Source organism: Pseudomonas sp. SWRI92 (genome assembly GCF_014268685.1).
Taxonomy (GTDB): Bacteria; Pseudomonadota; Gammaproteobacteria; order Pseudomonadales; family Pseudomonadaceae; genus Aquipseudomonas; species Aquipseudomonas marvdashtae.
The window spans coordinates 624,017-649,154 of the sequence record NZ_JABWQY010000002.1; the positions used below are offsets into that span (position 1 = coordinate 624,017).

General features: G+C 61.5%; 24 protein-coding genes. 7 read left to right on the forward strand and 17 right to left on the reverse strand.

All coding sequences use genetic code 11. From position 1 onward, the window contains the following. Positions 1–112: 112 nt before the first annotated feature. The 6 genes from betA to HU762_RS06250 all read right to left on the reverse strand — a co-directional run bounded on the left by betA (position 113) and on the right by HU762_RS06250 (position 7,502). Positions 113–1,816 (reverse strand): choline dehydrogenase, encoded by a 1,704-nt coding sequence (gene betA, locus HU762_RS06225; RefSeq protein ID WP_186634264.1) that lies wholly within the window; start codon positions 1,814–1,816, stop codon positions 113–115. A 220-nt stretch (positions 1,817–2,036) separates the two neighbouring features. Further along, complete coding sequence (gene betB / locus HU762_RS06230) at positions 2,037–3,509, reverse strand: betaine-aldehyde dehydrogenase (RefSeq protein ID WP_186634267.1); 1,473 nt, start codon at positions 3,507–3,509, stop codon at positions 2,037–2,039. A gap of 80 nt (positions 3,510–3,589) precedes the next feature. Then, positions 3,590–4,210 (reverse strand): transcriptional regulator BetI, encoded by a 621-nt coding sequence (gene betI, locus HU762_RS06235; RefSeq protein WP_186612959.1) that lies wholly within the window; start codon positions 4,208–4,210, stop codon positions 3,590–3,592. Between the two features lie 257 nt (positions 4,211–4,467). Continuing rightward, entirely contained in the window at positions 4,468–5,646 is a 1,179-nt protein-coding gene (gene choV, locus HU762_RS06240) for a choline ABC transporter ATP-binding protein (protein WP_186634270.1), read from the reverse strand. After that, positions 5,643–6,488: a choline ABC transporter permease subunit gene (choW, locus tag HU762_RS06245; RefSeq protein WP_186634273.1), complete on the reverse strand. Its 846-nt coding sequence runs from the start codon at positions 6,486–6,488 to the stop codon at positions 5,643–5,645. The genes choV and choW overlap by 4 nt, the downstream gene beginning before the upstream one ends. A 66-nt stretch (positions 6,489–6,554) precedes the next feature. Further along, positions 6,555–7,502: a choline ABC transporter substrate-binding protein gene (locus HU762_RS06250; RefSeq protein ID WP_186634275.1), complete on the reverse strand. Its 948-nt coding sequence runs from the start codon at positions 7,500–7,502 to the stop codon at positions 6,555–6,557. A 436-nt stretch (positions 7,503–7,938) separates the two neighbouring features. Between HU762_RS06250 and HU762_RS06255 the strand changes: the two genes are divergently transcribed. After that, the gene (locus HU762_RS06255) at positions 7,939–9,315 is read left to right on the forward strand and encodes an L-serine ammonia-lyase (RefSeq protein WP_186634278.1); all 1,377 of its coding nucleotides are present in this window, start codon (positions 7,939–7,941) and stop codon (positions 9,313–9,315) included. Positions 9,316–9,779: 464 nt separating this feature from the next. Further along, complete coding sequence (locus tag HU762_RS06260) at positions 9,780–10,883, forward strand: GlxA family transcriptional regulator (protein WP_186612949.1); 1,104 nt, start codon at positions 9,780–9,782, stop codon at positions 10,881–10,883. 43 nt (positions 10,884–10,926) lie between these two features. On the opposite strand, the gene HU762_RS06265 is transcribed toward HU762_RS06260, so the two are convergent. The 6 genes from HU762_RS06265 to choX form a co-directional block, all read right to left on the reverse strand. After that, positions 10,927–11,187 (reverse strand): hypothetical protein, encoded by a 261-nt coding sequence (locus HU762_RS06265; protein WP_186634281.1) that lies wholly within the window; start codon positions 11,185–11,187, stop codon positions 10,927–10,929. 265 nt (positions 11,188–11,452) lie between these two features. Continuing rightward, positions 11,453–12,616 carry a gamma-butyrobetaine dioxygenase gene (locus HU762_RS06270; protein ID WP_186634284.1) on the reverse strand — a complete coding sequence of 388 codons (1,164 nt, stop codon included), beginning with the start codon at positions 12,614–12,616 and terminating at the stop codon, positions 11,453–11,455. A gap of 20 nt (positions 12,617–12,636) precedes the next feature. After that, entirely contained in the window at positions 12,637–13,113 is a 477-nt protein-coding gene (locus HU762_RS06275) for a thioesterase family protein (protein ID WP_186634287.1), read from the reverse strand. Between the two features lie 129 nt (positions 13,114–13,242). Then, positions 13,243–14,208 (reverse strand): L-carnitine dehydrogenase, encoded by a 966-nt coding sequence (locus HU762_RS06280; protein ID WP_186634290.1) that lies wholly within the window; start codon positions 14,206–14,208, stop codon positions 13,243–13,245. A gap of 45 nt (positions 14,209–14,253) precedes the next feature. Then, on the reverse strand, positions 14,254–15,141 hold the full coding sequence (locus HU762_RS06285) for a 3-keto-5-aminohexanoate cleavage protein (protein ID WP_186634293.1): 888 nt from the start codon (positions 15,139–15,141) through the stop codon (positions 14,254–14,256). A gap of 71 nt (positions 15,142–15,212) precedes the next feature. Continuing rightward, the gene (choX, locus tag HU762_RS06290) at positions 15,213–16,157 is read right to left on the reverse strand and encodes a choline ABC transporter substrate-binding protein (protein WP_186634296.1); all 945 of its coding nucleotides are present in this window, start codon (positions 16,155–16,157) and stop codon (positions 15,213–15,215) included. Positions 16,158–16,351: 194 nt separating this feature from the next. Between choX and HU762_RS06295 the strand changes: the two genes are divergently transcribed. Beyond that, positions 16,352–17,311 carry a GlxA family transcriptional regulator gene (locus tag HU762_RS06295; RefSeq protein ID WP_186634299.1) on the forward strand — a complete coding sequence of 320 codons (960 nt, stop codon included), beginning with the start codon at positions 16,352–16,354 and terminating at the stop codon, positions 17,309–17,311. Positions 17,312–17,379: 68 nt separating this feature from the next. Continuing rightward, positions 17,380–18,558 (forward strand): AAA family ATPase, encoded by a 1,179-nt coding sequence (locus HU762_RS06300; protein ID WP_186634302.1) that lies wholly within the window; start codon positions 17,380–17,382, stop codon positions 18,556–18,558. Positions 18,559–18,748: 190 nt separating this feature from the next. Here HU762_RS06300 and HU762_RS06305 read toward each other — a convergent pair whose 3' ends face one another. The 5 genes from HU762_RS06305 to HU762_RS06325 all read right to left on the reverse strand — a co-directional run bounded on the left by HU762_RS06305 (position 18,749) and on the right by HU762_RS06325 (position 21,147). After that, on the reverse strand, positions 18,749–19,165 hold the full coding sequence (locus HU762_RS06305; protein WP_186634305.1) for a DUF3010 family protein: 417 nt from the start codon (positions 19,163–19,165) through the stop codon (positions 18,749–18,751). Between the two features lie 49 nt (positions 19,166–19,214). Next, entirely contained in the window at positions 19,215–19,991 is a 777-nt protein-coding gene (locus tag HU762_RS06310; protein WP_186634308.1) for a DUF4239 domain-containing protein, read from the reverse strand. 104 nt (positions 19,992–20,095) lie between these two features. Then, positions 20,096–20,419, reverse strand: coding sequence for a helix-turn-helix transcriptional regulator (locus tag HU762_RS06315; RefSeq protein WP_186634311.1), 324 nt, complete (start codon positions 20,417–20,419; stop codon positions 20,096–20,098). Continuing rightward, entirely contained in the window at positions 20,403–20,657 is a 255-nt protein-coding gene (locus HU762_RS06320) for a type II toxin-antitoxin system RelE/ParE family toxin (RefSeq protein ID WP_186634314.1), read from the reverse strand. The genes HU762_RS06315 and HU762_RS06320 overlap by 17 nt, the downstream gene beginning before the upstream one ends. A gap of 88 nt (positions 20,658–20,745) precedes the next feature. Continuing rightward, complete coding sequence (locus tag HU762_RS06325; RefSeq protein WP_186634462.1) at positions 20,746–21,147, reverse strand: lysozyme inhibitor LprI family protein; 402 nt, start codon at positions 21,145–21,147, stop codon at positions 20,746–20,748. Between the two features lie 233 nt (positions 21,148–21,380). Here HU762_RS06325 and HU762_RS06330 point away from each other — a divergent pair, with 233 nt between their 5' ends. From HU762_RS06330 to dgcA, 3 genes are all read left to right on the forward strand, one after another. Beyond that, entirely contained in the window at positions 21,381–22,358 is a 978-nt protein-coding gene (locus HU762_RS06330) for a dipeptidase (RefSeq protein WP_186634465.1), read from the forward strand. Between the two features lie 79 nt (positions 22,359–22,437). Further along, positions 22,438–22,968 (forward strand): 4-vinyl reductase, encoded by a 531-nt coding sequence (locus HU762_RS06335; RefSeq protein ID WP_186634317.1) that lies wholly within the window; start codon positions 22,438–22,440, stop codon positions 22,966–22,968. 15 nt (positions 22,969–22,983) lie between these two features. Continuing rightward, positions 22,984–25,044 (forward strand): dimethylglycine demethylation protein DgcA, encoded by a 2,061-nt coding sequence (gene dgcA / locus HU762_RS06340; RefSeq protein WP_186634320.1) that lies wholly within the window; start codon positions 22,984–22,986, stop codon positions 25,042–25,044. Positions 25,045–25,138 lie beyond the last annotated feature (94 nt).

The following is a 25,138-nucleotide window of genomic DNA, read 5'->3' on the forward strand; positions in this document are numbered from 1 at the left end:
ACGCGGCGGCCCTAGATTAGGCCTGGGGCGGGGGAGGGATCAAGGCGAATGGGGATTTGCGGTGTCAGGTTGGATGCCATCGCGAGCCTGCTCGCGATGGCGGTCCTGGGTCTTACTGGGCGCTGGCCGCTACTTCACGCAATGGCTTGCCGCGCACCGGCGCATCGCCGGCCACGTAGTACGGTGCGGTGCTGCGTGGCAGGGGCTGGCGACCACGGATCTTGTCGGCGATTTTCTCGGCGATCATGATCGTCGGGGCGTTCAGGTTGCCGGTGGTGATGATCGGCATGATCGAAGCATCGACTACTCGCAATCCCTGCATGCCATGCACACGGCCTTCGCTGTCCACCACGGCCATGTCGTCGGTGCCCATCTTGCAAGAGCAGGACGGATGGAACGCGGTTTCGGCGTGTTCGCGGATGAACTGGTCCAGTTGCTCGTCCGTCTGCACTTCGATGCCCGGGCTGATCTCGCGACCACGGAACGGGTCGAGCGCCGGTTGCTGCATGATCTCGCGGGTCAGGCGGATGCCATCGCGAAACTCCTGCCAATCCTGCTCGGTGGCCATGTAGTTGAACAGGATGCTCGGGTGCTGGCGCGGGTCCTTGGACTTGGCCTGGATCCGACCACGGCTTGGCGAACGCATGGAGCCCATGTGCGCCTGGAAACCGTGCTCCTTCACGCCGTTGCTGCCGTTGTAGTTAATCGCTACCGGAAGGAAGTGATACTGGATGTTCGGCCATTCAAAATCAGGACGGGAGCGGATGAAACCGCCGGCCTCGAACTGGTTGCTGGCGCCGATGCCGGTGCCGTTGAACAGCCACTCGGCGCCGATGGCCGGCTGGTTGTACCAGAGCAGCGACGGGTACAGCGAGACCGGTTGGGTGCAGGCGTATTGCAGGTACAGCTCCAAGTGGTCCTGAAGGTTTTCGCCGACGCCCGGCAGGTCGTGGACCACCGGGATGTCGAGGCTTTCGAGCAATTTCGCCGGGCCGACGCCGGAGCGCTGCAGGATCTGCGGCGAGGCGATGGCGCCAGAGCACAGCAGCACTTCCTTGCGCGCCCGGGCTTCGACGCGCTCTTCAGCGGCGCCCACCAGATAATGGACGCCTACGGCGCGCTTGCCTTCGAACACGATTTTGTCGGTCAAGGCGTGGGTGACGATGGTCAGTGTGGAGCGCTTCTTGGCGATGTCCAGGTAACCGCGCGCGGTGCTGGCGCGACGGCCGTTGGGCGTAACGGTGCGGTCCATCGGGCCGAACCCTTCCTGCTGGTAGCCGTTGAGGTCTTCGGTTCGCGGGTAACCGGCTTGCACGCCGGCTTCGACCATGGCGTGGAACAGCGGGTTATTGCCGGGCTTGGGCGTGGTCACGCTGACCGGGCCGTCGCCACCGTGGTAGTCATTCGGGCCGATGTCCCGAGTCTCCGCTTTTCTGAAGTAGGGCAGGCAGTCCAGGTAAGCCCAGTCCTCGAGGCCAGGCAGTTTTGCCCAGTTGTCATAGTCCAGGGCGTTGCCGCGGATGTAGCACATGCCGTTGATCAACGAAGAGCCGCCCAGGCCCTTGCCGCGACCGCATTCCATGCGGCGGCCGTTCATGTGTGGCTCCGGATCGGTCTCGTAGGCCCAGTTGTAGCGGCGGCCTTGCAGCGGGAACGCCAGGGCGGCGGGCATTTGCGTGCGGAAGTCGAGGCGATAATCCGGGCCGCCGGCTTCAAGCAGCAGGACGCTGACGCCTTCGTCTTCGGTCAGGCGGGTGGCCAGGGTGTTACCGGCCGAGCCGGCACCGATGATGATGTAATCGAATTCTTGGGACATGAAATGTACCCTCTTCTGGAATTGGGTTCAGGTCGCGGTTGTCGAGTGCCGCATTCACTGTGGCGAGGGAGCTTGCTCCCGCTCGGCTGCGCAGCAGTCGTAAAACAGGGCGACCATGTTCTGTCTGGAGAACCGTGGGGCCTGAAGTGGGGCCGCTTCGCGGCCCAGCGGGAGCAAGCTCCCTCGCCACAAAAGCCCTCACTCCAGATCCCGTGTCAGATCAGAACACCGACGCGTAATCGCCCATTTCGACCTGTACCGACTTGATGCGGGTGAAGTTATTCAGCGAGCTGATGCCGTTCTCCCGGCCGACGCCCGATTGCTTGTAGCCACCGACCGGCATCTCCGCCGCCGATTCGCCCCAGGCGTTGATCCAGCAGATGCCGGCTTCGAGCTGGTGGATCACGCGGTGGGCGCGGTTCAGGTCGCGGGTCACGACGCCGGCGGCCAGGCCGAAGTCGGTGTCGTTGGCGCGGCGGATCACTTCTTCTTCGGTGTCATAGGTGAGGATGCTCATCACCGGGCCGAAGATTTCTTCGCGCACGATGGTCATCTCATCGGTGCAATCGGTGAACACGGTCGGCGCGACGAATGCGCCCTTGGCAAGGTCGCCATCGGTCAAGCGACCGCCGCCGCACAGCAAGCGCGCGCCTTCGGCTTTGCCCTTCTCGATGTAGCCCAGCACGCTTTCCATGTGGGCGAAGCTCACCAGCGGGCCGAAATTGGTGTTTTCGTCTTCCGGGTTGCCGATGCGGATGCGCGCCACGCGCTCGGCGATCTTGGCTTCGAACGCAGTCTTCAGGTGGCTCGGCACGAACACGCGGGTGCCGTTGGTGCAGACTTGGCCGGAGCTGTAGAAGTTGGCCATCATCGCGGTGTCGGCGGCGCGGTCCAGGTCGGCGTCGTCGAAGATGATCAGCGGCGACTTGCCGCCCAGCTCCATGGTCACGTCCTTGAGCGAAGAGCTCGAAGCGCTGGCCATGACTTTCTTGCCGGTGTCGGTGCCGCCGGTGAAGGAGATTTTCTCGATGCGCGGATGCTCGGTCAGCCAGGTGCCGACTTCCCGGCCGCTGCCGGTCAGTACGTTGAACACGCCCGCTGGAACGCCGGCTTCGGTGTAGATCTCGGCCAGTTTCAGGGTGGTCAGGGAGGTGACTTCGCTTGGCTTGAAAATCATGGCGTTGCCGGCGGCCAGGGCCGGTGCGGATTTCCACAGGGCGATCTGGATCGGGTAGTTCCACGCGCCGATGCCGGCGACCACGCCCAGGGGCTCGCGACGGGTGTAGACGAATGAAGTGGTGCGCAGCGGAACCTGCTCGCCTTCGATGGCAGGCACCAGCCCAGCGTAGTATTCCAGCACGTCGGCGCCGGTGACGATGTCGACGTATTTGGTTTCGGAGAAGGACTTGCCAGTGTCCAGGGTTTCTAGGGCCGCCAGCTCATCGTTGCGCTCGCGCAGGATGTCCACGGCGCGGCGCAGGATGCGCGAACGCTGCATGGCGGTCATCGCCGCCCAGATTTTCTGGCCCTTTTCGGCGCTGACCACGGCGCGCTCGACGTCCTCGAAGGTCGCGCGCTGCACCAGGGCGAGTACTTCACCGTTGGCCGGGTTGATGGCTTCGAAGGTGGCGTCGCTGCTGGCATCGCTGTACGCGCCATCGATGTAGAGTTTTTGCAGTTCGAAACGGGCCATAAAGTCCTCGCAAGTGCATAAGTGGTTGGCTTGACCACCGGGCGTGTCGTTTATAGCTGACTACGCGGTTCGGTGGCGGTTCAGGAGTCGAGCCGTTCTGCGTGCTCTGGTTCCCCTGCCTTGGCCAGTTGGAAATCCATGTATTCGTAAGCGATCTGGTGTGCCTGGGCGGTATCGAACGCGTCTCCCGACAGCGCCCCGCGCAGCCACAACCCGTCAATCAGAGCGGCCAGGCCCCGTGCAGCGCTGCGTGCCTGGTCAACGGGCAACACGCGGCGGAACTGGCAACACAAGTTGGAATACAGACGGTGATCGTTGATCCGCTGCAACCTGTGCAAAGACGGGTGGTGCATGCTGGTGGCCCAGAAGGCCAGCCAGGTTTTCATCGCCGGGCCATTCACCTGGCTGGCGTCGAAGTTGCCTTCGATGATCACCTTCAGGTGAGCTCGCGGGCTCGAGTCCGTCAGGGCTTGACGCCGCGCGGTGACGTTCTCGCTCAAGACACTCATCAGGTACTGGGCCGTGGCCGCGATCAGGCCGTTCTTGTCCTGAAAGTAGTGACTGATGATGCCGTTCGAAACACCGGCCAAACGGGCGATCAGCGCAATGCTGGCGTCCCCCATTCCAACCTGATCGACGGCCTGCAAAGTGGCTTCGATCAATTGCTGGCGGCGGATGGGTTGCATACCGACCTTGGGCATTTGAAACATCTCCTTAGGCCATCGGGCGCACAAGTGTGGTCCGCCTTCATGAGGGCCAGTCTATTTTGTTTTGATTGAACGTTCAATCAACAAAAAATAAGTTCTATGACAAGTCGTCGCTATTTGCCGGGGCGAGGACTTTGGGGGATGTCTTTATAACACTCGTCGGTTGGCCTGTAGGCCAAATGCAGCAGTTCAGGACCACCCAAACAAAAACGCCGCGATCGTCTCGCGGCGTTTTTGTGTGCGTGGCTTGTTTAGCCCAGGTTCTTGCCGAGCAGCGCGTGATACAGCTCGCTGTCGCCCAGGATCCCGACGACTTTCTGGTTATCGTGGAGCACCAGTTTGTTGCCGGTCTGGTAGCGGATTTGCAACGCGTCGCGCATGCCGATGTTGGAGTCCACCAGGGTCGGGCGACGGTCGAGGCCTTCGACGGCTTGGCCCGGTGCCCAGTTTTGCAGGTCCAGGGCCGCTCCGTTCTGCCGGGCGCCCTTGATGGTGTTGCCTTCGGCCAGGTCGAGCCAGGAATCGCCGCCCGGGTCCAGGCACACCGAACCGTTGATGCGCTTGCAGTTGTCCAGCGTGCGCATCAGGCTGCGACCGCACAATACGTTGAGCGGGTTGGTATGGGCGACGAACGTACGCACATAGTCGTCCGCCGGGTTCAACACGATCTGTTCCGGCTTGCTGTACTGGATGATCCGGCCGTCTTTCATGATCGCAATACGGCTGCCCAGTTTGAGGGCTTCGTCCAGGTCATGGCTGACGAACACGATGGTCTTGCTCAGCTTGCGCTGCAGTTCCAGCAGTTCGTCTTGCAGGCCTTGGCGAATCAGCGGGTCGAGGGCCGAGAAGGGCTCGTCCATCAGCAGAATGTCGGCGTCCATCGCCAGGGCGCGGGCCAGGCCGACCCGTTGCTGCATGCCGCCGGACAGCTCGTCGGGCTTCTTGTTGCGCCACTGGGTCAGGCCGACCAACTCCAGCTTTTCATCCACCAGCTTCTTGCGTTCCTTCTCCGGGCGACCCTGCATTTCCAGGCCGAAGCTGATGTTCTCGCGCACCGTCAGCCAAGGCATCAGGGCGAATTTCTGGAACACCATGGCGATGCGCTTGGTGCGCATCATCTTCAACTCGGCGGGGGTGCAGGAGGCGATGTCGATCTGTCGGCCTTCATGCTCGACGAACAGCTTGCCGCGGCTCACCGTGTTCAAGCCGTTGATGCAGCGCAACAGGCTGGATTTGCCTGAACCGGACAGGCCCATCAGTACGCAGATCTCGCCTTTTTCGACGTCCAGGCTGGCCTTTTCCACACCGACGATTTGCCCGGTCTTCTTCAGGATTTCGTTGCGAGTCATGCCCTTGTCGAGCAGCTTGAGGGCTTCGCGTGGATCTTTGGAGAAGATCACGTCGACCTCTTCGAAGCGGATTATGCTCATGCGTCACCCCCTACTTTGGCGTCGGGTTGTTTGCAGATTCGGTCGAGCATGATCGCCAGCAATACGATCGCCAGCCCGGCTTCGAAGCCCAGGGCGATATCAGCGGTGTTCAGTGCGTTGACCACGGGTTTGCCCAGGCCATCGGCACCCACCAGCGCGGCGATCACCACCATCGACAACGACAGCATGATGCACTGGGTGATACCGGCGGCGATGCTCGGCATCGCATGGGGCAGTTCAATGCGCGACAGGAGCTGGCGACGGGAGCAGCCGAAGGCTTTGCCGGCGTCCATCAGTTCGTCCGGCACGTCGCGGATGCCCAGGTAGGTCAGGCGGATGGGCGCGGCAATCGCGAACACCACCGTGGAGATCAGGCCCGGGACCACACCCAGACCGAAAAGGGTCAGGGTAGGAATGAGGTAAACGAAGGTCGGTACGGTCTGCATCAGATCGAGCACCGGACGCATCATCGTGTAGAACATCGGCTTGTGCGCGGCTACGATGCCCAGCGGCACGCCGATCAGAACGCAGACCAGGGTCGCGAACAGCACCTGGGCGAGGGTTTCCATGGTCTCCTGCCAGTAACCCAGGTTCAGGATCAGCAGGAAGGAGGCGACGACAAAAACGGTCAGGCCCCATTTGCGCTGGATGAAATGCGCCAGCAAGGCGATGAGGCCGATCAGGGCCAGGGGGTTGAACCAGGTCAGCGCAAACGTCACGCCGTGAATCATCGTTTCCAGAAACATCGCGATGGCGTCGAAAGTGTCGGCGCCGTTTTGCGTCAACCATTCGACAAAGCCCGCGATGTACTGGCCCAAGGGTATTTTCTGATCAATAAGCATGGTAGTGAACTTCCGCATGCAAGGAATAAACAGCCCGGGCGGGCGAACCCGTCCGGCATAAGCTTGTTACTGCGCGAGCTTGGCTTTCACGGCCTCCAGGCCAGGTTTGCCGTCAATGGTGGTGACGCCGGCGAGCCAGGTATCGAGCACCTGTGGGTTTTTCTTCAGCCACGCCTTGGCGGCGGCTTCAGGCTTCATCTTGTCGTCCAGCACGTTGCCCATCAGCGTGCTTTCCATGTCGAGGGTGAAGACCAGGTTTTTCAGCAGCTGGCCGACGTTGCCGCATTCCTGTACGTAGCCTTTGCGCGTGTTGGTGTAGATGGTTGCCTGGCCGAAGTTCGGCCCGAAGAATTCATCGCCACCGGTGAGGTATTTCATCTTGAAGCGGGTGTTCATCGGATGCGGTTCCCAGCCCAGGAACACCACGGCGGTGTTACGGCGCTGGGCGCGATCGACCTGCGACAGCATGCCGGCTTCGCTGGATTCGACAACTTTGAAGCCTGCGTCCTTGAGACCGAAGGCGTTCTTGTCGATCATGCTCTGGATCAGGCGGTTGCCGTCGTTGCCCGGCTCGATGCCGTAGATCTTGCCGTCCAGTTCCTTCTTGAACTTGGCGATGTCGGCGAAATCCTTCAAACCCTTTTCATACAGTTCTTCGGGAACGGCCAGGGTGTACTTGGCGTTCTCCAGGTTGGCGCGCACCGTTTCCACGGTACCGGCTTCGCGGTAGGCCTTGATGTCGTTTTCCATGGTTGGCATCCAATTGCCGAGGAACACGTCCATGTTCTTGCCATCGGCCAGGGACTTGTAGGTCACCGGTACGGAAATCATCGTGGTCTTGGTCTTGTAGCCGAGGGCGTCGAGGACGACGCTGGTGGTGGCGGTGGTCACGGTGATGTCGGTCCAGCCGACATCGGAGAAGTTGACGGTACTGCATTGTGCGGGTTCTGCAGCGTTGGCCAGCATTGGAAGACTCAGCATGGCGGCCAACAACAACGGCGTGGAACCTTTCATGGGTGGACTCCTGGTGTTTTATCGGCAGTGTCCGGTCGGGACAACCGCGCTTTTTTGCTTTTTTTAAGTTGCGGTTGGTGGCGCGTGGGCACTCTTCGTGACACGCGGCCTTGCAAACGAGCCGTAACCGATCATGTACCAGTGCAAATCCAACGCCTACAGGGTGCGTCGTATCCAGTACAGGGAGGGTCGCATCCAGTGTCGGTGACGTCGTTTACAGATTTTTTCCGCCCTCGACTGGCTTCTGACACGCAAAAAAACGTCGCAAAACCTGGGCGACGGCGACGCGGCGTTGCTGGGCATGATTGCGTCGGTGTCAGACGTCGAAAGCCGATTCAAAAGCCGGATGATGCGGCCATCCCGGCGTTGAGCGTAGCAGCTGCGCCACTGGGCGCTCCCGCGCCTGGAGATGTGACCGTTCTGGAGATTCAAGGCAATGGCAATCAGCGTGTTCGACTTGTTCAAGATTGGTATCGGCCCGTCCAGTTCCCACACCGTGGGGCCCATGCGTGCGGCGGCGCTGTTTGTCGAAGCGCTTCGGGCCCGGTCGCTGCTGCATGAAGTGCGCCGGATCGAGGTGCAACTGTTCGGTTCGTTGTCGGCCACCGGCATCGGCCACGGCAGCGATACCGCCACGATCATGGGGTTGATGGGCGAATGGCCTGACTCGATCGATCCGTCGCAAATCGGCACGCGCATCGAGCTGCTGCGCGAAACCCAGACGCTGCTGCTCGACGGCCGCCTGCCGGTGCCTTTCATCTGGTCCCGCGACATGCGCCTGCTCGATGAGAACCTGCCGTTCCACCCCAATGCGATGACGCTGGTGGCGGAGGGCGACAACGGCGAGCTGCACCGCGATACCTATTATTCGGTCGGCGGCGGATTTGTCGTCGACCAGGCCCAGGCTTCCAGTGGCGTGGCGGACCTGGACGCCACCGAATTGCCTTACGACTTTTCCAGCGCCGAGGAATTGCTCGGGCTGTGCCGCACGCACAACCTGCGGGTGGCTGAATTGATGATGGCCAACGAGAAGGTCTGGCGCTCCGAAGAAGCGATTCGCAGCGGCCTGATGAAGCTCTGGCGGGCCATGCAGGATTGCGTCGAGCAGGGCCTCAAGCACGAAGGCATTCTGCCCGGCGGCCTGAATGTGCGGCGTCGTGCTGCCAAGTTGCACCGCAGCCTGCAAGAGTTGAACAAACCGAACGTGATCGGCTCGACCTTGAGCGCCATGGAATGGGTCAACCTGTTCGCCTTGGCGGTCAACGAGGAAAACGCCGCCGGTGGGCGCATGGTCACGGCGCCGACCAATGGTGCGGCGGGGATCATCCCGGCGGTACTGCATTACTTCATGAAATTCAGCGAAGCGGTCACCGACGCCAACGTCGTGGACTATTTCCTCGGCGCGGCGGCAGTGGGAATCCTGTGCAAGAAGAACGCGTCGATCTCCGGTGCCGAGGTTGGCTGCCAGGGTGAGGTCGGCTCGGCTTGCGCCATGGCGGCGGCGGGGCTGGCGGAGATCCTTGGCGCCACGCCTGAGCAATTGTGCAACGCGGCGGAAATCGGCCTGGAACACAACCTTGGCCTGACCTGCGACCCGGTAGGCGGCCTGGTCCAGGTGCCTTGCATCGAACGCAACGCCATTGCCGCAGTGAAAGCCATCAACGCCGCGCAAATGGCCCTTCGCGGTGACGGCCAGCATTTTATCTCGCTGGACCGGGTGATCCGTACCATGCGTGATACCGGCGCCGACATGCATGACAAATATAAAGAGACATCGCGCGGTGGCTTGGCGGTGAGTGCGGTGGAGTGTTGATCAGGTGTGGCGAGGGGAAAAAACTCCTCGTCACAAAAAATTGTAAAAATCGCTCGTAAAATGCACACCACCACAAAAACACGCCACGTTTTGGCGCGTCGCAAACAGACAAGGCGTGACTTATCGGTCACGCCTTTGTGTATCGCGCTACCGTCCGTCCCCGCGCTTGCGGTGACAACCGCCTCGAAGACGCCGCAGCCCAGTAACCACAAGTGCTACCGATCTGCTCACAGCCCACAGCGGTAGCCGTCTGCGCCATTGATGGCAGTTAGAACCCAGCCTCCATCGAAGCCTTGTCTAGACAGGCCGACATGTCGTTTTCAGGAGTTATTGAACACGCATTCAAATTTAGGCATGGCAATTGCTCTATCCCGATAAAGCCCCGTCTCACGCAAGAGAATGATGGGCAATAACAAGAGCCTCCGCCTGAGGCCATCACCCGCTTTGTGTGAGGAGATACCGCGATGACGACGTCCAACTCCGGGGCCCAACCCCAGAACCGTGCGCCTCAATCCATCGGCTTTTTGCTGCTGGACAATTTCACGCTGATTTCCCTGGCGTCCGCGGTGGAACCGCTACGCATGGCCAACCAGCTGTCCGGTCGCGAGTTGTATCGCTGGACCACCCTGACCGTCGATGGCGGCCAGGTATGGGCCAGCGACGGTTTGCAGATCACCCCGGACGCCTCCATGCACAAAGCGCCGGCCCTCGACACCGTTATCGTCTGTGGCGGCGTCGGCATCCAGCGTACGGTGACCCGCGAGCATGTCTCCTGGCTGCAAAGCCAGGCCCGTCAGTCCCGTCGCCTTGGCGCGGTCTGCACCGGCAGTTGGGCCCTGGCGTGCGCCGGCCTGCTGGACGGTTTCGATTGCAGCGTGCACTGGGAATGCCTGGCGGCGATGCAGGAAGCCTTTCCGCGGGTGTCGATGAGCACGCGCCTGTTCACCCTCGACCGCAACCGTTTCACCAGCTCCGGTGGCACCGCGCCGCTGGACATGATGCTGCATCTGATCAGCCGCGATCACGGTCGTGAACTGTCGGCGGCAATCTCCGAGATGTTTGTCTACGAGCGCATCCGCAACGAGCAGGATCACCAGCGCGTGCCGCTCAAGCACATGCTCGGCACCAACCAGCCTAAATTGCAGGAAATCGTCGCGTTGATGGAGGCCAACCTCGAAGAGCCGATCGACCTGGATGAACTGGCGGTGTACGTCGCCGTGTCCCGGCGTCAGCTGGAGCGGTTGTTCCAGAAATACCTGCACTGCTCGCCGTCGCGCTATTACCTCAAGCTGCGGCTGATTCGTGCGCGGCAGTTGCTCAAGCAGACGCCGATGTCGATCATCGAAGTGGCCTCGGTGTGCGGCTTCGTCTCGACCCCGCACTTCTCTAAATGCTACCGCGAGTATTTCGGCATTCCACCACGGGACGAGCGCGTCGGTTCCAATACCGCGCAGCAGGTGGCGATGATGCCGTTGCCGCAGGCCCTGGTGCTGTCGCCGTTGTCCGGCCCGCTGTCGGCGCTGAGCCAGGCCCGCAACGAGTCGACGTTTGCCAGTGTGAGGCTCTAAAACGGGCTTTTGTGGCGAGGGAGCAAGCTCCCTCGCCACAGGGTCAGCTATGGGTCTGCTGGTATTGGGCCAATGCCGGCAACAGTTGCTGATCGATTGCCTGGCGCACCGCCGGCAGGATGGTCGCGCTGCTGGTATACATGTCCTTGACCATCCTCCGCAATTCATTGGCGCGAGCCCTGTCCAGCCCCCGTACCGCGCATTCGCAGGCCTGCTCGGCGGTGGAGTTGCTGGGTATCTGCAGTCCCAAGGCCTTGAGCTGGCCCAGCAGGTCTTCCTGGTCGATCAAATCGGCGTACATCATGACGCTTTTCCTTGTTCAGGGATTGGGGTCGTGCCTGGATTCTGGTAGCCGTCCGAAGCGGCGGCAAGGGCAAATCGTCGATCTGTCATGAATGACTATGAGCGGGTCGTTTTCGGCTAACTCGCCCGGTCCGGGACTGGGCAAACTGGGTCCCAAGCTGAATCACGATGGTTTGGTCACCCTCGCGCAACAGCTCCTCCAGTAACGCTCCTGCCCCGATCCTGTCACGGCTTGATCGGGGATTTTTTTGTCTGGATGAATCGCTCTAGCGCTGCAACACCAGAATCCGCGACAACAACTCATCCCGATCCACATAGCACCCCTGGAAATGCCGTGCGCCGGAGTTCGGGTCGAACGCGTTGCGCGCATGAAGCGTGCGGCGGTTGTCGAAGCACCACAGCTGGCCGGGTTCGAGGCGCTGCACCAGGCGAAATCGCGGCTCGCGGGTCAGGGCGATGAAGCGGCGGTAGGCGCGGTAGAACCTGGGCATCTGTTCGGCCGAGGTGTCGAACGGCCCTCGCAGGAAGTTCGCCATGCGGATTTCCGTGACGTGCCCCAACGCATCCAGCGCGATGATCGGCGCCAGGCAGCGGTAGTCGCTGTGGCGATCCTTGTTGCGAAATTCCACCGGGATCTGGCATAGCGCGTCGAACGCTTCGCAATCCTCTTGGCGCAGTGCCTCGGCAATGGCAAAGCCGTCGACAAAGATACTCTCACCGCCGTCGGCGTCGTTCACCAGGCAATGCAAGAACTGCAGGCCCGGCTGCAATTCCCGAGTCGGCAGGTCGCTGTGCAGCGGCAGGTTGAAAGCGGTGTAGGCGTTGCTGTCGGCATCGGCCTTGGACTGCACGTTGAACAGCACGCCGAAATTGCTCTCACGGATAAACGAAATGCGCTGGGCGATCTCTTTCAGCGAGCCGGGTTCGGTGGGCACGCCGCGTACTTGGGTCAGGCCGATGTCGCGCAGCGCCAGAAGCCATTGCAGCAACGCGTCGGTGTCCATCATCAGTGCCTGGTATTCGAACACCGGCAGTTTCAGGTCATGCTGCCACAGCTGGCGGCGCGGCTTGTTCGCCAGGCGTTCGGCCCTGGAATGGTCGTCATACGCATGGGCGCGCAACCAGCCCGGGTCGAACAGGCTTTGGTGGCCACCCCGCCAAACCACACACAGGTGGCCCGCATCGTCGATGCTGATTTCGCAGGGGCCCACGTCCTCCGGAACATCGACGATCTCCAGGACCTGCTCGCGGGTAACGCTGTAGACGCATTGCGGGCACGGGCAGTTGTCCCTTAGCCACTGATGGTGGAACGGGCTGACCCGGCCGTCGGCCCACGTGACCTGTACCCGGTCGGCCAAGGGGGTCGCAGCGGTCAATGCCTGGACAAGCGGATAGCGTCGGAAGTCGGCGACAGCGGCAGCGGTGTTCATGGCGATCTCCTGTTCGCGGTTTATCGGGCGGGGGGCAGGGCGATGACCCGACCGGTGTAGGTCGGTGTCGGCAGGTCGGCTTGGCTATCCAACAGGGTCTTGAGTCGGCCCAGGGTAAGTTCGGTGAAGGGCGTCGAGCGCGGGCCGGCCAGGTCGACATGCAGCAACATCTGTTCATTGCCGGCCAGCTCTTTATCACCGCCGGCCAGATGCAGGCTGTGGTAGAGATGCAAGCGTTTGGCGTCGTGGCCGATGATCTGCGTGTGCACCTCGACATCGGCGCCGAGCTTCACTTCGTGCAAGTAATTGAGGTGCAGTTCGAGGGTGAACAACGAGTGGCCGCTGGCTTCGCGGCTCTGGCTGTCGAGGCCGAGTCGGTCCATCAGCGCGTCGGTGGCGTAGCTGAAGATCAGCAGGTAGAAGGCATCGCGCAAATGGCCGTTGTAGTCGACCCATTCGGGGAGGATGCGGGTTTGGTAGGTGGTGAGGGCGGGCATGGCTGTCTCCGAGCATGATCGTTCCCACGCTCTGCGTGGGAACGCCTCTTGTGACGCTCTGCGTCACGCTTCATTCGGAACGCGGAGCGTCCCGGGCTGCATTCCCACGCAGAGCGTGGGAACGATCAGTTACTCGGCGAAGGCCATCCCATGCTTTTCTTTGGTGGTCTTCACCGCTTCCAGCACTGCCAGCAGGCAATCATCACGATAGCGTTCCAGGGCCGAAATGCTGTGGCTGCCCAATTGCTCGCTCGTGCCGTCCACCACATCGTCGATCAGCTTCTCGGTCAGCTCCGGCGCCGGCAGATAGGTCCAGGGCAGTTGCAACGCCGGGCCGAACTGGGCCATGAAATGGCGCATGCCGGCATCGCCGCCGGCCAGGGTGTAAGTCAGGAACGTGCCCATGAATGACCAGCGCAGGCCGGCGCCAAAACGGATGGCATCGTCGATTTCCCCGGTGGTGGCGACACCGTCGTTGATCAGGTGCAGGGCTTCGCGCCACAGCGCTTCGAGCAGCCGGTCGGCGATGAAGCCGGGGACTTCCTTGCGCACGTGCAATGGACGCATGCCGAGTGATTCATACACCCGCATCGCTGCTTGCACGGCTTCGGGCGCGGTGTTTTTGCCGCCGACCACTTCCACCAGCGGCAACAGATAAACCGGGTTGAACGGGTGCCCGACCACACAGCGGTCCGGGTGGGTGGCGTTCTCATAGAACTCGCTTGGCAGCAGTCCCGAGGTGCTAGAACCGATCAGCGCATTGGGTTTGGCCGCGGCGCTGATCTGGGCGTGCAGTTCGAGCTTGAGTTCCAGCCGCTCGGGGGCGCTTTCCTGGATGAAGTCGGCATCGCGCACGCATTCTTCGATGGTGGCGACGAAGCGCAACCGGCCCTGCGAGGCGCCGGCGACCAAGCCTTGTTTCTCAAGGGCGCCCCAAGCGTTGGCAACGCGTTTGCGCAAGGCGGCCTCGGCACCGGGCGCCGGGTCCCAGGCGACCACGTCCAGGCCATGGGCCAGGGCGCGGCTGACCCAGCCGCTGCCAATCACGCCGCTGCCCAGAGCAGCGAATGTCTTGATGTCAGTGATGAAGCGCATGGTGATTTCCTGAACAGATTTGGTAATTGAATGGCCTGGTCCTGCTTAGCCGCGCTGGACCAGGCCCATTTTCTTGCGGCCTTCAGCCGGGGTGAGGACGCGAGCCCCGAGGCGGCTGAGGATTTCGCCAGCGCGCTCCACCAGTTGACCGTTAGTGGCAAGCACGCCTTTGTCCAGCCAGAGGTTGTCTTCCAGCCCGACCCGCACGTTGCCGCCCAGCAATACCGCCTGGGCCGCCATCGGCATTTGCATGCGGCCAATGCCGAAACCGGCCCACACCGCGTCCGCCGGCAGGTTGTCGACCATGGCTTTCATGGTGGTGGTGTCGGCGGGCGCGCCCCACGGGATGCCCAGGCAGAGTTGGAACAACGGGTTGTCCAGCAGGCCTTCCTTGATCATCTGTTTGGCGAACCACAAGTGGCCGGTGTCGAAGATTTCCAGCTCGGCCTTCACGCCGAGCTCGGTGATGCGCTTGGCGCCGGCCCGCAGTTGCGCTGGGGTAGAAACGTAAATGGTGTCGCCGTCGCCGAAGTTCAGCGTGCCGCAATCCAGCGTGCAGATTTCCGGCAAGAGTTCTTCGACGTGAGCCAGGCGGGTCAGCGGGCCGACCAGGTCGGTGTTGGGGCCGAACTCCATCGGGTTTTCACCGCCGCCGATCTCCAGGTCGCCACCCATGCCGGCGGTGAGGTTGACGATGATGTCGACGTCCGCCTCACGGATGCGCTCCATCACTTCGCGGTACAGCGCGACGTCGCGACTGAACTTGCCGGTCTGTGGGTCGCGAACATGGCAGTGCACGACGGTCGCACCGGCTTTGGCAGCCTCGACGGCTGCCGCGGCGATCTGTTTTGGGGTGACCGGCACGTGAGGACTTTTGGCGGTCGTGTCGCCAGCACCGGTGAGTGCGCAGGTGATGATGACGTCGTGGTTCATGGTGCGGATTCCTTCAGGCGTAGTGAGTCACTGCGCAGCCTTTTGCTGCTGCGCAGAGGGAGATCGGTTGATCAGTTGCTGGTGAGTTTCAGATTGTCGGCGGCCGGCTTGCCGTCGAAGGTGGTCACGCCTTCGAGCCAGCGCTGCTTGTCTTTCGGGTGATCCTTGAGCCATTGCCGGGCCGATTCGAGGGGATCCTTGTGATCGAGCAGTGGTTGCATCATCCGGCTCTCGTCTTCGGCAGTGAAGGTCAGGTTGCTCAGCAGACGACCTATGTTCGGGCATTGCTCGGCGTAGTTCGGCGCGGTCACGGTCCAGACGGTGGCCATGCCTTCGTTCGGGCCGAGGGCGTCTTCGCTGCCGGTGAGGTAGGTCATCTGCACGTTGACGTTCATCGGGTGCGGCGCCCAGCCGAAGAACACCACGGCTTCCTTGCGCCGCACGGCGCGATCCACGGCGGCGAGCATGCCGGCCTCGCTGGACTCCACCAGCTGGAACTTGCCCAGGCCGAACTGGTTCTTGGCGATCATCGCCTTGATCTGGGTGTTGGCGCCGGAGCCGGGCTCGATGCCGTAGATCTTGCCGCCCAGCTCCTTCTCGAATTTGGCGATGTCGGCGAAGGTCTTCAGGCCCTTGTCGGCCAGGTAGGTCGGCACGGCCAGGGTGGCGCGGGCGTCCTTAAGGCTCGGTTGCTCCAGCACCTTGACCTGTTTGGCTTCGACGAACGGCGTGATGGTCTGGGTCATCAGCGGGTTCCAGTAGCCCAGGAACAGGTCCAGGCGCTGGTCGCGGATCCCGGCGAAAATGATCTGTTGGGAAGCGCTGGTCTGTTTGGTCTTGTAGCCGAGGCCGTCTAGCATCACCTGGGTCAAGGCGCTGGTGGCGATGACGTCGGTCCAGTTGACCACGCCCAGGCGCACGTTCTGGCACGCGGCGGGCTCGGCGGCGATGGCGGCCTGATTCACAAGGGAGGTGGCGCTGAGTGCAAGCACGCAAGCGCTGATCAGTCGTTTCATGTCGGGTTCCTCGGCAGTTTTTATTGTTATGGGGGTTCCGGTGTCTGTGCGCCGGTGGTGCCAAGTTACGCAGCCAGGGCCTGCTCAAAACGCACAGCGGCGACGTCCTCTTGCACTGCAGCGACCTGTCCTCTTGAAGGGACGTTGCAACTGGCGTATCAAGGTCCGCACGCTACCCGACCACCGAGCGCGCCATGTCCCAGGATTTCTACTTCTTGTTGATGCCGGGCTTTTCGGCCATCGGTTTCATCTCGGCCATCGAGCCGTTGCGGGTCGCCAACCGTTTTCGTGGCGAGCTGTATCGCTGGCACGTGTTGAGCGCCGATGGTGGGGCGGTTTTGGCGAGCAATGGCATGTCGGTCAACGCTGATGCCGCGCTGGAGCCGCTGAAGAAAGGCGCGACGCTGTGGGTCGTGGCGGGTTTTGAGCCGTTGAAGTTCGCCGGCCCGGTGCTGGAGCGCTGGTTGCATCGGTTGGACAGCGAAGGCGTGATCCTGGGCGGCATCGACACCGGCAGTGTGGTCCTGGCCGAGGCGGGACTGCTGGAAGGGCATCGTGTGACGCTGCATTGGGAAGCGATCGAGGCGTTCAAGGAGTCCTATCCGCAGCTCAGCGTGACCCAGGAACTGTTCGAAATCGACCGTCGCCGCATCACCTGCGCGGGCGGTACCGCGTCCATCGACCTGATGCTCGACCTGATCGGCCAGGCCCACGGTTCGGAGTTGGCGATCCAGGTCAGCGAGCAATTCGTGCTCGGCCGCATCCGCCCGCGCAAAGACCACCAGCGCATGGAAATCGCCAACCGCTACGGCATTCGCAACAAGAAGCTGGTGCACGTCATCGGCGAGATGGAAACCCACAGTGAACCGCCCCTGAGTACCTTGGCCCTGGCCGAGTCGATCAACGTCACCCGGCGCCAGCTCGAACGCCTGTTCCGCCTGCACCTGAATGACACCCCGAGCAACTTCTACCTGCGCCTGCGCCTGGAAAAGGCCCGGCAACTGCTACGCCAGACCGACATGAGCGTGTTGGAAGTGAGCATCGCCTGCGGGTTTGAATCACCGTCGTATTTCACCCGCAGTTATCGGGCACGGTTCGCGCGGTGTCCGCGGGAGGATCGGCGGCGGCAGGGAGATGGGCGGGAGTTGGTTTGACAGGCATTTATACTCAATTATACTCGGGACTATAAATTATACCTGTCGCCATAATTGAGTATAAAACCATGTCCAAGCACCCCGGTTTTGTTTTCCGGCGCCCCGATCTGGCCCGCAATATTGTCGATGGGCTGGCCGGCGCCGGGATCCAGGATTACACCTCAGGCCTGTTCCTGGCCGCGCCAAGGCGTACCGGAAAAAGTACGTTCCTGCGCGAGGACTTGATTCCCGAATGCGAGACCCGTGGTTGGCTCACGGTCTACGTCGACCTCTGGGCAAACAAGGAGAAAGACCCTGCCGACCTGATCGCCTCGGCCATCGCCGGGGCACTGGTGCCTTATGAAAAGGGCATCCGCAAGCTCGCCAAATCCATGGGCATCGACAAACTCAGCTTCTTGCGCACGTTGTCCTGGGATTTCAGCCAGCCGCAACTGCCCGAGGGGGCGACGCTGACCCAAGCGCTGGAACTGTTGCACCGTGCCGCCGATAAAACCGTGGTGCTGGTGATCGACGAAGCCCAGCATGCGCTGACCACCGAGGCCGGGGTCAACGCGATGTTCGCCCTCAAGGCTGCCCGTGATCAGCTCAACCAGGGGCGTGAAGGGGATACCAGCGGTCTGCGGCTTGTGTTCACCGGCTCCAATCGCGACAAGCTCGCGCACTTGGTACTGAGCCGCAACCAACCGTTCTACGGGTCCAGCATCACGCCGTTCCCTTTGCTGGGCAAAGCCTTCACCCAAGCCTACACCTTCCATTTGAACGCACACCTGGCCCAGACCAACCAGTTCAACGCCGATGACCTCGACCAGGCTTTTGAGCTGGTGGGGCGCCGTCCCGAGATGTTGCGCAGCGTCATCGGAGAAATTGCCCTGGAACTGGGTGAGGCGAGCCATTTGGGTGAACTGCTGCGCAACAGCGCCGAAATGCTCCGCGCTGGTGTCTGGACCGAGTTCGAAAGCGCCTGGAACGCCCTGACGGTGCCGCAACGCGCGGTGTTGCAGGTCATGGCCGAACGCTCGCAGAACAACGAGCCCTTCGCGCCCTTCACTGACTCAACGTTGGAGGCGGTGGGCAAGGTGCTGAAAAACATGGGCAGCGAAGTCGTGCCCGGTACCCAGACCATCCAATCCTGCATCGACGCGCTGCGTGAAAAAGAGCTGGTGTGGAAGTCCAACCGCGGTGGTTATGCGCTGGAAGACAAGGCGTTTGCGGAGTGGTTGAAGGGGTATCGCAAGCAACAGAACTGATGCCAACCGGATGAGCTGTCGGGCAAAGAAGAACCTTTGGCGAGGGGAGTTATCCCCGTTGGGCTGCGCAGCAGCCCTAAATCTATCTGATACACCGAGTCGCCAGGTTTCAGGGCCGCTTCGCGCCCCAACGGGGATAAATCCCCTCGCCACAGTGATGGTGCTCGGTCAGGCATTGGTAGAAGAGAATTTACTTCTTCATCAACGCCGAGCAGGCTGCTTTATAGGCTTCATGCTGATACTTGTTCAGCGTTGCCGGCAGGGCGAAGTCGTGTTTCTTGCTCTGTGCATTAATGGTCTGCGGCGACAGCAGCGTCACCTCGCAACCTTCCAGCAATTGGAAAATCCCTTCGATCTTGAACGTGGTCGGCCCACCGGCGAACTCACCTTTCTTGCTGCGCTTCTTTATAGCGATGCGTTCGATGCCGTTGTCCGTCACGAACGCCCGCACTTGCGCAGCGAAAGCCTTGACGTTCGCGGCTTCGTCATCGTCGTCCAGGGCGATTTTCTTGGTGTTCAGTGGGACGTGGCTCAACGCCTGTTGATCCAGCGAGGCAACGGCGATGATCGCTTCGCTGCCTTTGATTTCGATGCCGCAGATGATCATGCTTGGCCTTGGATTCGGGAGGTCTGGAGAGCCAGTCTATCCGCCTTGATCAATTCATGCTCGCGCGCAGGTCCAGCATGATCTTGTCGAAATAGTCGACCCGGATGACCCCAAAGCGTGGGTACTCGAAATCCAGGATCACGTACAGCACGCAGACCATCACCGCTGCGTAACCGAGGCTGTGCAGCCAGTTGCGTTGCCGGGCGCCGGCCATGCCATAGCCGATCAGCAGGGCGCTGATCAGGGTCATGGTCACCAGCATCAGGTAAATGGTCAGGGGCGGGTGGGTTTCGTGGGCCACCGCGCGGGTGGTGGTGATATCGATCATCTCGTTCTGTGCCTGCAACACCGGGGTTCCCAGGGTTGGGGTGGGCATCTGTTGCAGGGCGGCGACGGTGCGTTTCCAGATGGTTTGTTGCAAGTCATTGGCTCGGTCATGGGCGGCTTCGTCGACTTCGTCTTCGCGCAGGTCGCGGTAATACTCGATGCGGGCGTCGACATAGTCCCGGAACGCCTGGCGGATCTCCGGTTGTTCACTTGCTGGAAGCAGGTCCAGGCGCAGCCAGGCCGTGCCCATGGCATTGGTTTCGGCAACGATCAGTGCGCGGCGCTGATCCAGGCGCGAAGCCGCGCCGGAAAAGGTAAAGGCAATCAGCAAGGCCAGCAGGCCAAACACCGCGCCTTCGATAGCCCCGATGCCCTGGCGGGCGCCGTCCGGGTCCTGGGCCAGGTGACGGTTGCCGACCCGACGACCGGCTTCGATGCCGAGCACGATGGCGATAAAGATAACCAAGCCGTAAACGGGCAAGGCGGTAAGAGAGTGCATACGAAAATCCCTTCGATTGTCGTGTGTGACTCGTCTGTACAGCCCGGCTCGGACGGGTATGTAGCCAGTGTAGACGAAGCTGCTGGTTTGTCGCTTTTGAGGTTTTACAGTTCCAGCTGATCGGCACGGATACCAAAAGCAGCGGCAATTTTTTCGCGGGTCGCCCTGCGCGGCTTGCCGACTGATTCCTGTTGGGCAAACGCCGGTTGGGAGATGCCCAGACGACGGGCAACCTCCTCCTGGGTCAAACTCAGATGTTCGCGCCAGGCGCGAATCGGTGTCGCACCGTCGACGATACGGCTGACTACCTCATGAGGGATCAGATCCGGTTCTAGTTTTTGCGCAACGTATTTCGCATACGGAATGACCACGAATGCCGGGTTCCCGTCTGCGTCGTTGATGATCTGGATGTCAGTAGGTTCGTTCATCGCGTTTCTTGACCTCTTGAATGCTGACGACCTTGATCGCCCCGTCCCAATCGAACATGACTCGATAGCTACCTACCCGGAGGCGGTACGCATAGCCATGGCCAACAAGTGCTTTGACATTCACCACGTCAGGCATCTGGGCGAGTGCCGTAACGGCGTCCCGAACCTGAACCTGATGGACGGAGTGCAATTTCAAAAGCTGCTTAACGGCTTTTCTGGTCCAGTGGATAGTGTTCATGGAAGGATATAAGTCTTTTATAAGATTTGCGAATCTTGACTTATATCCCGTCCAGGGCCAACGCGTGAAAGATGTCTGAATATTGCTTTCACTCCTGCCCAATCGACTCCAAAAACTCCGACCGGTCATCGCTCACTTGGGCCATGCAGTCGTTTTCGGCGATTTTGTAGGCGTCGCTGCCGGGTTTGGCCGGGAAGGCGGCGATGGCGCAGTCGGCGTCGCGCTGTTTTTGCCACAGTTGCTGGGCGGCCTTGACCTTGGTGGTGATGTCGTTGAGCTGGGCCTTGTCGCTGGCGTAGCGGGTTTGCAGGCGCTCAAGGAGGCTCTGCAGGTTTTCCCCCAGCAATTGTTCGGCAGCGGCTTTGCCGTAGGCCGAGCAGGCCAGGGTCTGGACGTCGTTTTCGACTTCGTCGCAGGGATTGGGCTCGGTGTCTTCGGTTGCGTGTGCCAGGGTGCTGATCAGTGCCAAAGCCAGGAAGATCGATTTCATCGCGTTGCCGCTCAAGTCCAGTGAAAACCAGTGATGCGGCGGATTCTGGCGCAAGCGTCGAGTAAAGAACAGACGGGCAGGGTGGGCCTGTCGTAGCCCATTGTCGTGGATTGACGCTTTCGGCAATTCCCCTGTCGTTTTTGCACCGGGTCGCGACGGCCCTCAGGCATATGCTGGCCCCAAAGCGCCGGCACACGATTCGGCGCATGAATCGCCAACAAGGGGACTGCCTGATGAGCCCAGCCGAATTGCACGCCGACAGCATCGTTATCGACGGGCTGATCATTGCCAAGTGGAACCGCGACCTGTTCGAAGACATGCGCAAGGGCGGCCTGACCGCAGCCAACTGCACCGTGTCGGTGTGGGAAGGTTTCCAGGCCACCATCAACAACATCGTTGCCAGCCAGAAACTGATCCGCGAGAACAGCGACCTGGTGATCCCGGTGAAGACCACCGCCGACATCCGTCGCGCCAAGGAACAGGGCAAGACCGGCATCATCTTCGGCTTCCAGAACGCCCACGCTTTTGAAGACCAGCTCGGCTACGTCGAGATCTTCAAGCAGCTCGGCGTCGGTGTGGTGCAGATGTGCTACAACACCCAGAACCTGGTGGGCACCGGCTGCTACGAGCGCGACGGCGGCCTGTCGGGCTTCGGTCGTGAAATCGTCGCCGAGATGAACCGCGTCGGCGTCATGTGCGACCTGTCCCACGTCGGTTCCAAGACCTCCGAAGAAGTCATCCTCGAATCGAAAAAGCCGGTGTGCTACTCCCACTGCCTGCCATCCGGCCTGAAAGAACACCCGCGCAACAAATCCGATGAAGAGCTGAAGTTCATTGCCGACCACGGTGGTTTCGTCGGCGTGACCATGTTCGCGCCGTTCCTGGCCAAGGGCATCGATTCGACCATCGACGACTACGCCGAAGCCATCGAATACACCATGAACATCGTCGGTGAAGACGCCATCGGCATCGGTACCGACTTCACCCAGGGCCACGGCCAGGATTTCTTCGAGATGCTGACCCACGACAAGGGCTACGCCCGTCGTCTGACCAGCTTCGGCAAGATCATCAACCCGCTGGGCATCCGCACCGTGGGCGAGTTCCCGAACCTCACCGAGACGCTGCTCAAGCGCGGTCACCCGGAGCGGGTGGTGCGCAAGATCATGGGCGAAAACTGGGTGAACGTGCTCAAAGACGTCTGGGGCGAATAAGCGCCGCCGCATCACTGAATCCTTTACCTGCGGCCACCCACGCCGCAGGCACATCACGAATTTCCGGAGTCAAGTTTTCATGGCCAAGATCGCCCCGCAACTGCCTATCGAAGTCGACAGCGAAACCGGTGTCTGGACGTCCGACGCCCTGCCGATGCTGTACGTACCGCGTCACTTCTTCGTCAACAACCACATGGGCATCGAGGAAGTGCTGGGCGCCGACGCCTACGCCGACATTCTCTACAAGGCCGGCTACAAGTCCGCCTGGCACTGGTGTGAAAAAGAAGCCGAATGCCACGGCCTGGAAGGCGTCGCGGTGTTCGAGCACTACATGAAGCGCTTGTCCCAACGTGGCTGGGGCCTGTTCAAGATCCAGGACATCGACCTGGACAAAGGCACCGCCAGCGTCAAGCTCGAACACTCGGCGTTCGTCTATGTGTATGGCAAGGTCGGGCGCAAGGTCGACTACATGTTCACCGGCTGGTTCGCCGGCGCCATGGACCAGATCCTCGCCGCTCGCGGCAGCCAGATCCGCACCGTGGCCGAACAGGTCTACGGCGGTTCCGAAGAAGGCCACGACGACGGCCTGTTCATCGTCAAGCCGTTGTAAGTCGAGGATCGCACCATGGCTTTTGAAGCAATGTTCCAGCCGATCCAGATCGGCAAGCTGACCATCCGCAACCGCGTGCTCAGCACCGCGCACGCCGAGGTCTACGCCACCGACGGCGGCATGACCACCGACCGGTATGTGAAGTACTACGAAGAGAAGGCCAAGGGCGGCATCGGCCTGGCGATCTGCGGTGGCTCGTCGGTGGTCGCCATCGACAGCCCGCAGGAATGGTGGAGCTCGGTGAACCTGTCCACCGACCGCATCATCCCGCACTTCCAGAACCTGGCCGACGCCATGCACAAGCATGGCGCCAAGATCATGATCCAGATTACCCATATGGGTCGTCGCTCGCGCTGGGACGGTTTCAACTGGCCGACCCTGATGTCGCCGTCCGGCGTGCGTGAGCCGGTGCACCGTGCCACCTGCAAGACCATCGAGCCGGAAGAAATCTGGCGGGTGATCGGCAACTATGCCAGCGCCGCCAAGCGCGCCAAGGCCGGAGGCCTGGACGGTGTCGAACTGTCCGCCGTGCACCAGCACATGATCGACCAGTTCTGGAGCCCGCGGGTCAACAAGCGGACCGACGAATGGGGCGGCAGCTTCGAAGGCCGCATGAAATTCGGCCTGGAAGTGTTGAAGGCCGTGCGTGCCGAAGTGGGCGACGATTTCTGCGTGGGCATGCGCCTGTGCGGTGACGAGTTCCACCCGGACGGCTTGTCCCACGAGGACATGAAGCAGATCGCCAAGTATTACGACGACACCGGCATGCTCGATTTCATCGGCGTGGTGGGCTCGGGTTGCGACACCCACAACACCCTGGCCAACGTTATCCCGAACATGAGTTATCCGCCGGAGCCGTTCCTGCACCTGGCCGCCGGTATCAAGGAAGTAGTCAAGGTCCCGGTGCTGCATGCGCAGAACATCAAGGACCCTAACCAGGCCACGCGGATCCTGGAGGGCGGTTACGTCGACATGGTCGGCATGACTCGCGCCCACATCGCCGACCCGCACCTGATCGCCAAGATCAAGATGGGCCAGATCGACCAGATCAAGCAGTGCGTTGGTGCCAACTACTGCATCGACCGCCAGTACCAAGGGCTGGACGTGCTGTGCATCCAGAACGCCGCGACGTCCCGTGAATACATGGGTGTGCCGCACATCATCGAGAAGTCCACCGGGCCCAAGCGCAAAGTCGTGGTGGTCGGTGCCGGCCCGGCCGGGATGGAAGCGGCGCGTGTGGCCGCCGAACGTGGACACGATGTGACCCTGTTCGAGAAAAAGGAATTCATCGGCGGGCAGATCACCACCGCCTCGAAAGCCCCGCAACGGGACCAGATCGCCGGTATCACCCGCTGGTTCCAACTGGAACTGGCGCGGCTGAAAGTCGACCTGCGCCTGGGCGTGGCGGCGGATGCGCCGACCATCATGGACCTGCGTCCGGACGTGGTGGTGCTGGCCGTCGGCGGGCATCCATTCATCGAGCAGAACGAACACTGGGGCGCCGCCGAAGGGCTGGTGGTCAGCAGCTGGGACGTGCTCGACGGCAAGGTGGCGCCGGGCAAGAACGTGCTGGTCTACGACACCATCTGCGAGTTCACCGGCATGTCGGTGGCCGACTTCCTCGCCGACAAGGGCAGCCAGGTCGAGATCGTCACTGACGATATCAAGCCGGGCGTGGCCATTGGCGGGACGTCGTTCCCCACCTACTACCGCAGCATGTACCCCAAGGAAGTGATCATGACCGGGGACATGATGCTGGAGAAGGTCTACCGCGAAGGCGACAAGCTGGTGGCGGTGCTGGAGAACGAATACACCGGCGCCAAGGAAGAGCGCGTGGTGGACCAGGTGGTGGTGGAGAACGGCGTGCGGCCGGACGAAGAAATCTACTACGCGCTGAAGGAAGGTTCGCGCAACAAGGGCCAGATCGACGTCGAAGCCCTGTTCGCGATCAAGCCCCAGCCGTGCCTGGAGCAGAGCGGCGATGGCTACCTGCTGTTCCGCATCGGCGACTGCGTGGCCCAGCGTAATACTCACGCCGCCATCTATGACGCCCTGCGGTTGTGCAAGGATTTTTAAGTCGTTGAACTGATCGTTCCCACGCTCTGCGTGGGAATTCAGCCCGGGACGCTCTGCGTCCCAAAAGCGGACGCGGAGCGTCCATTGAGGCATT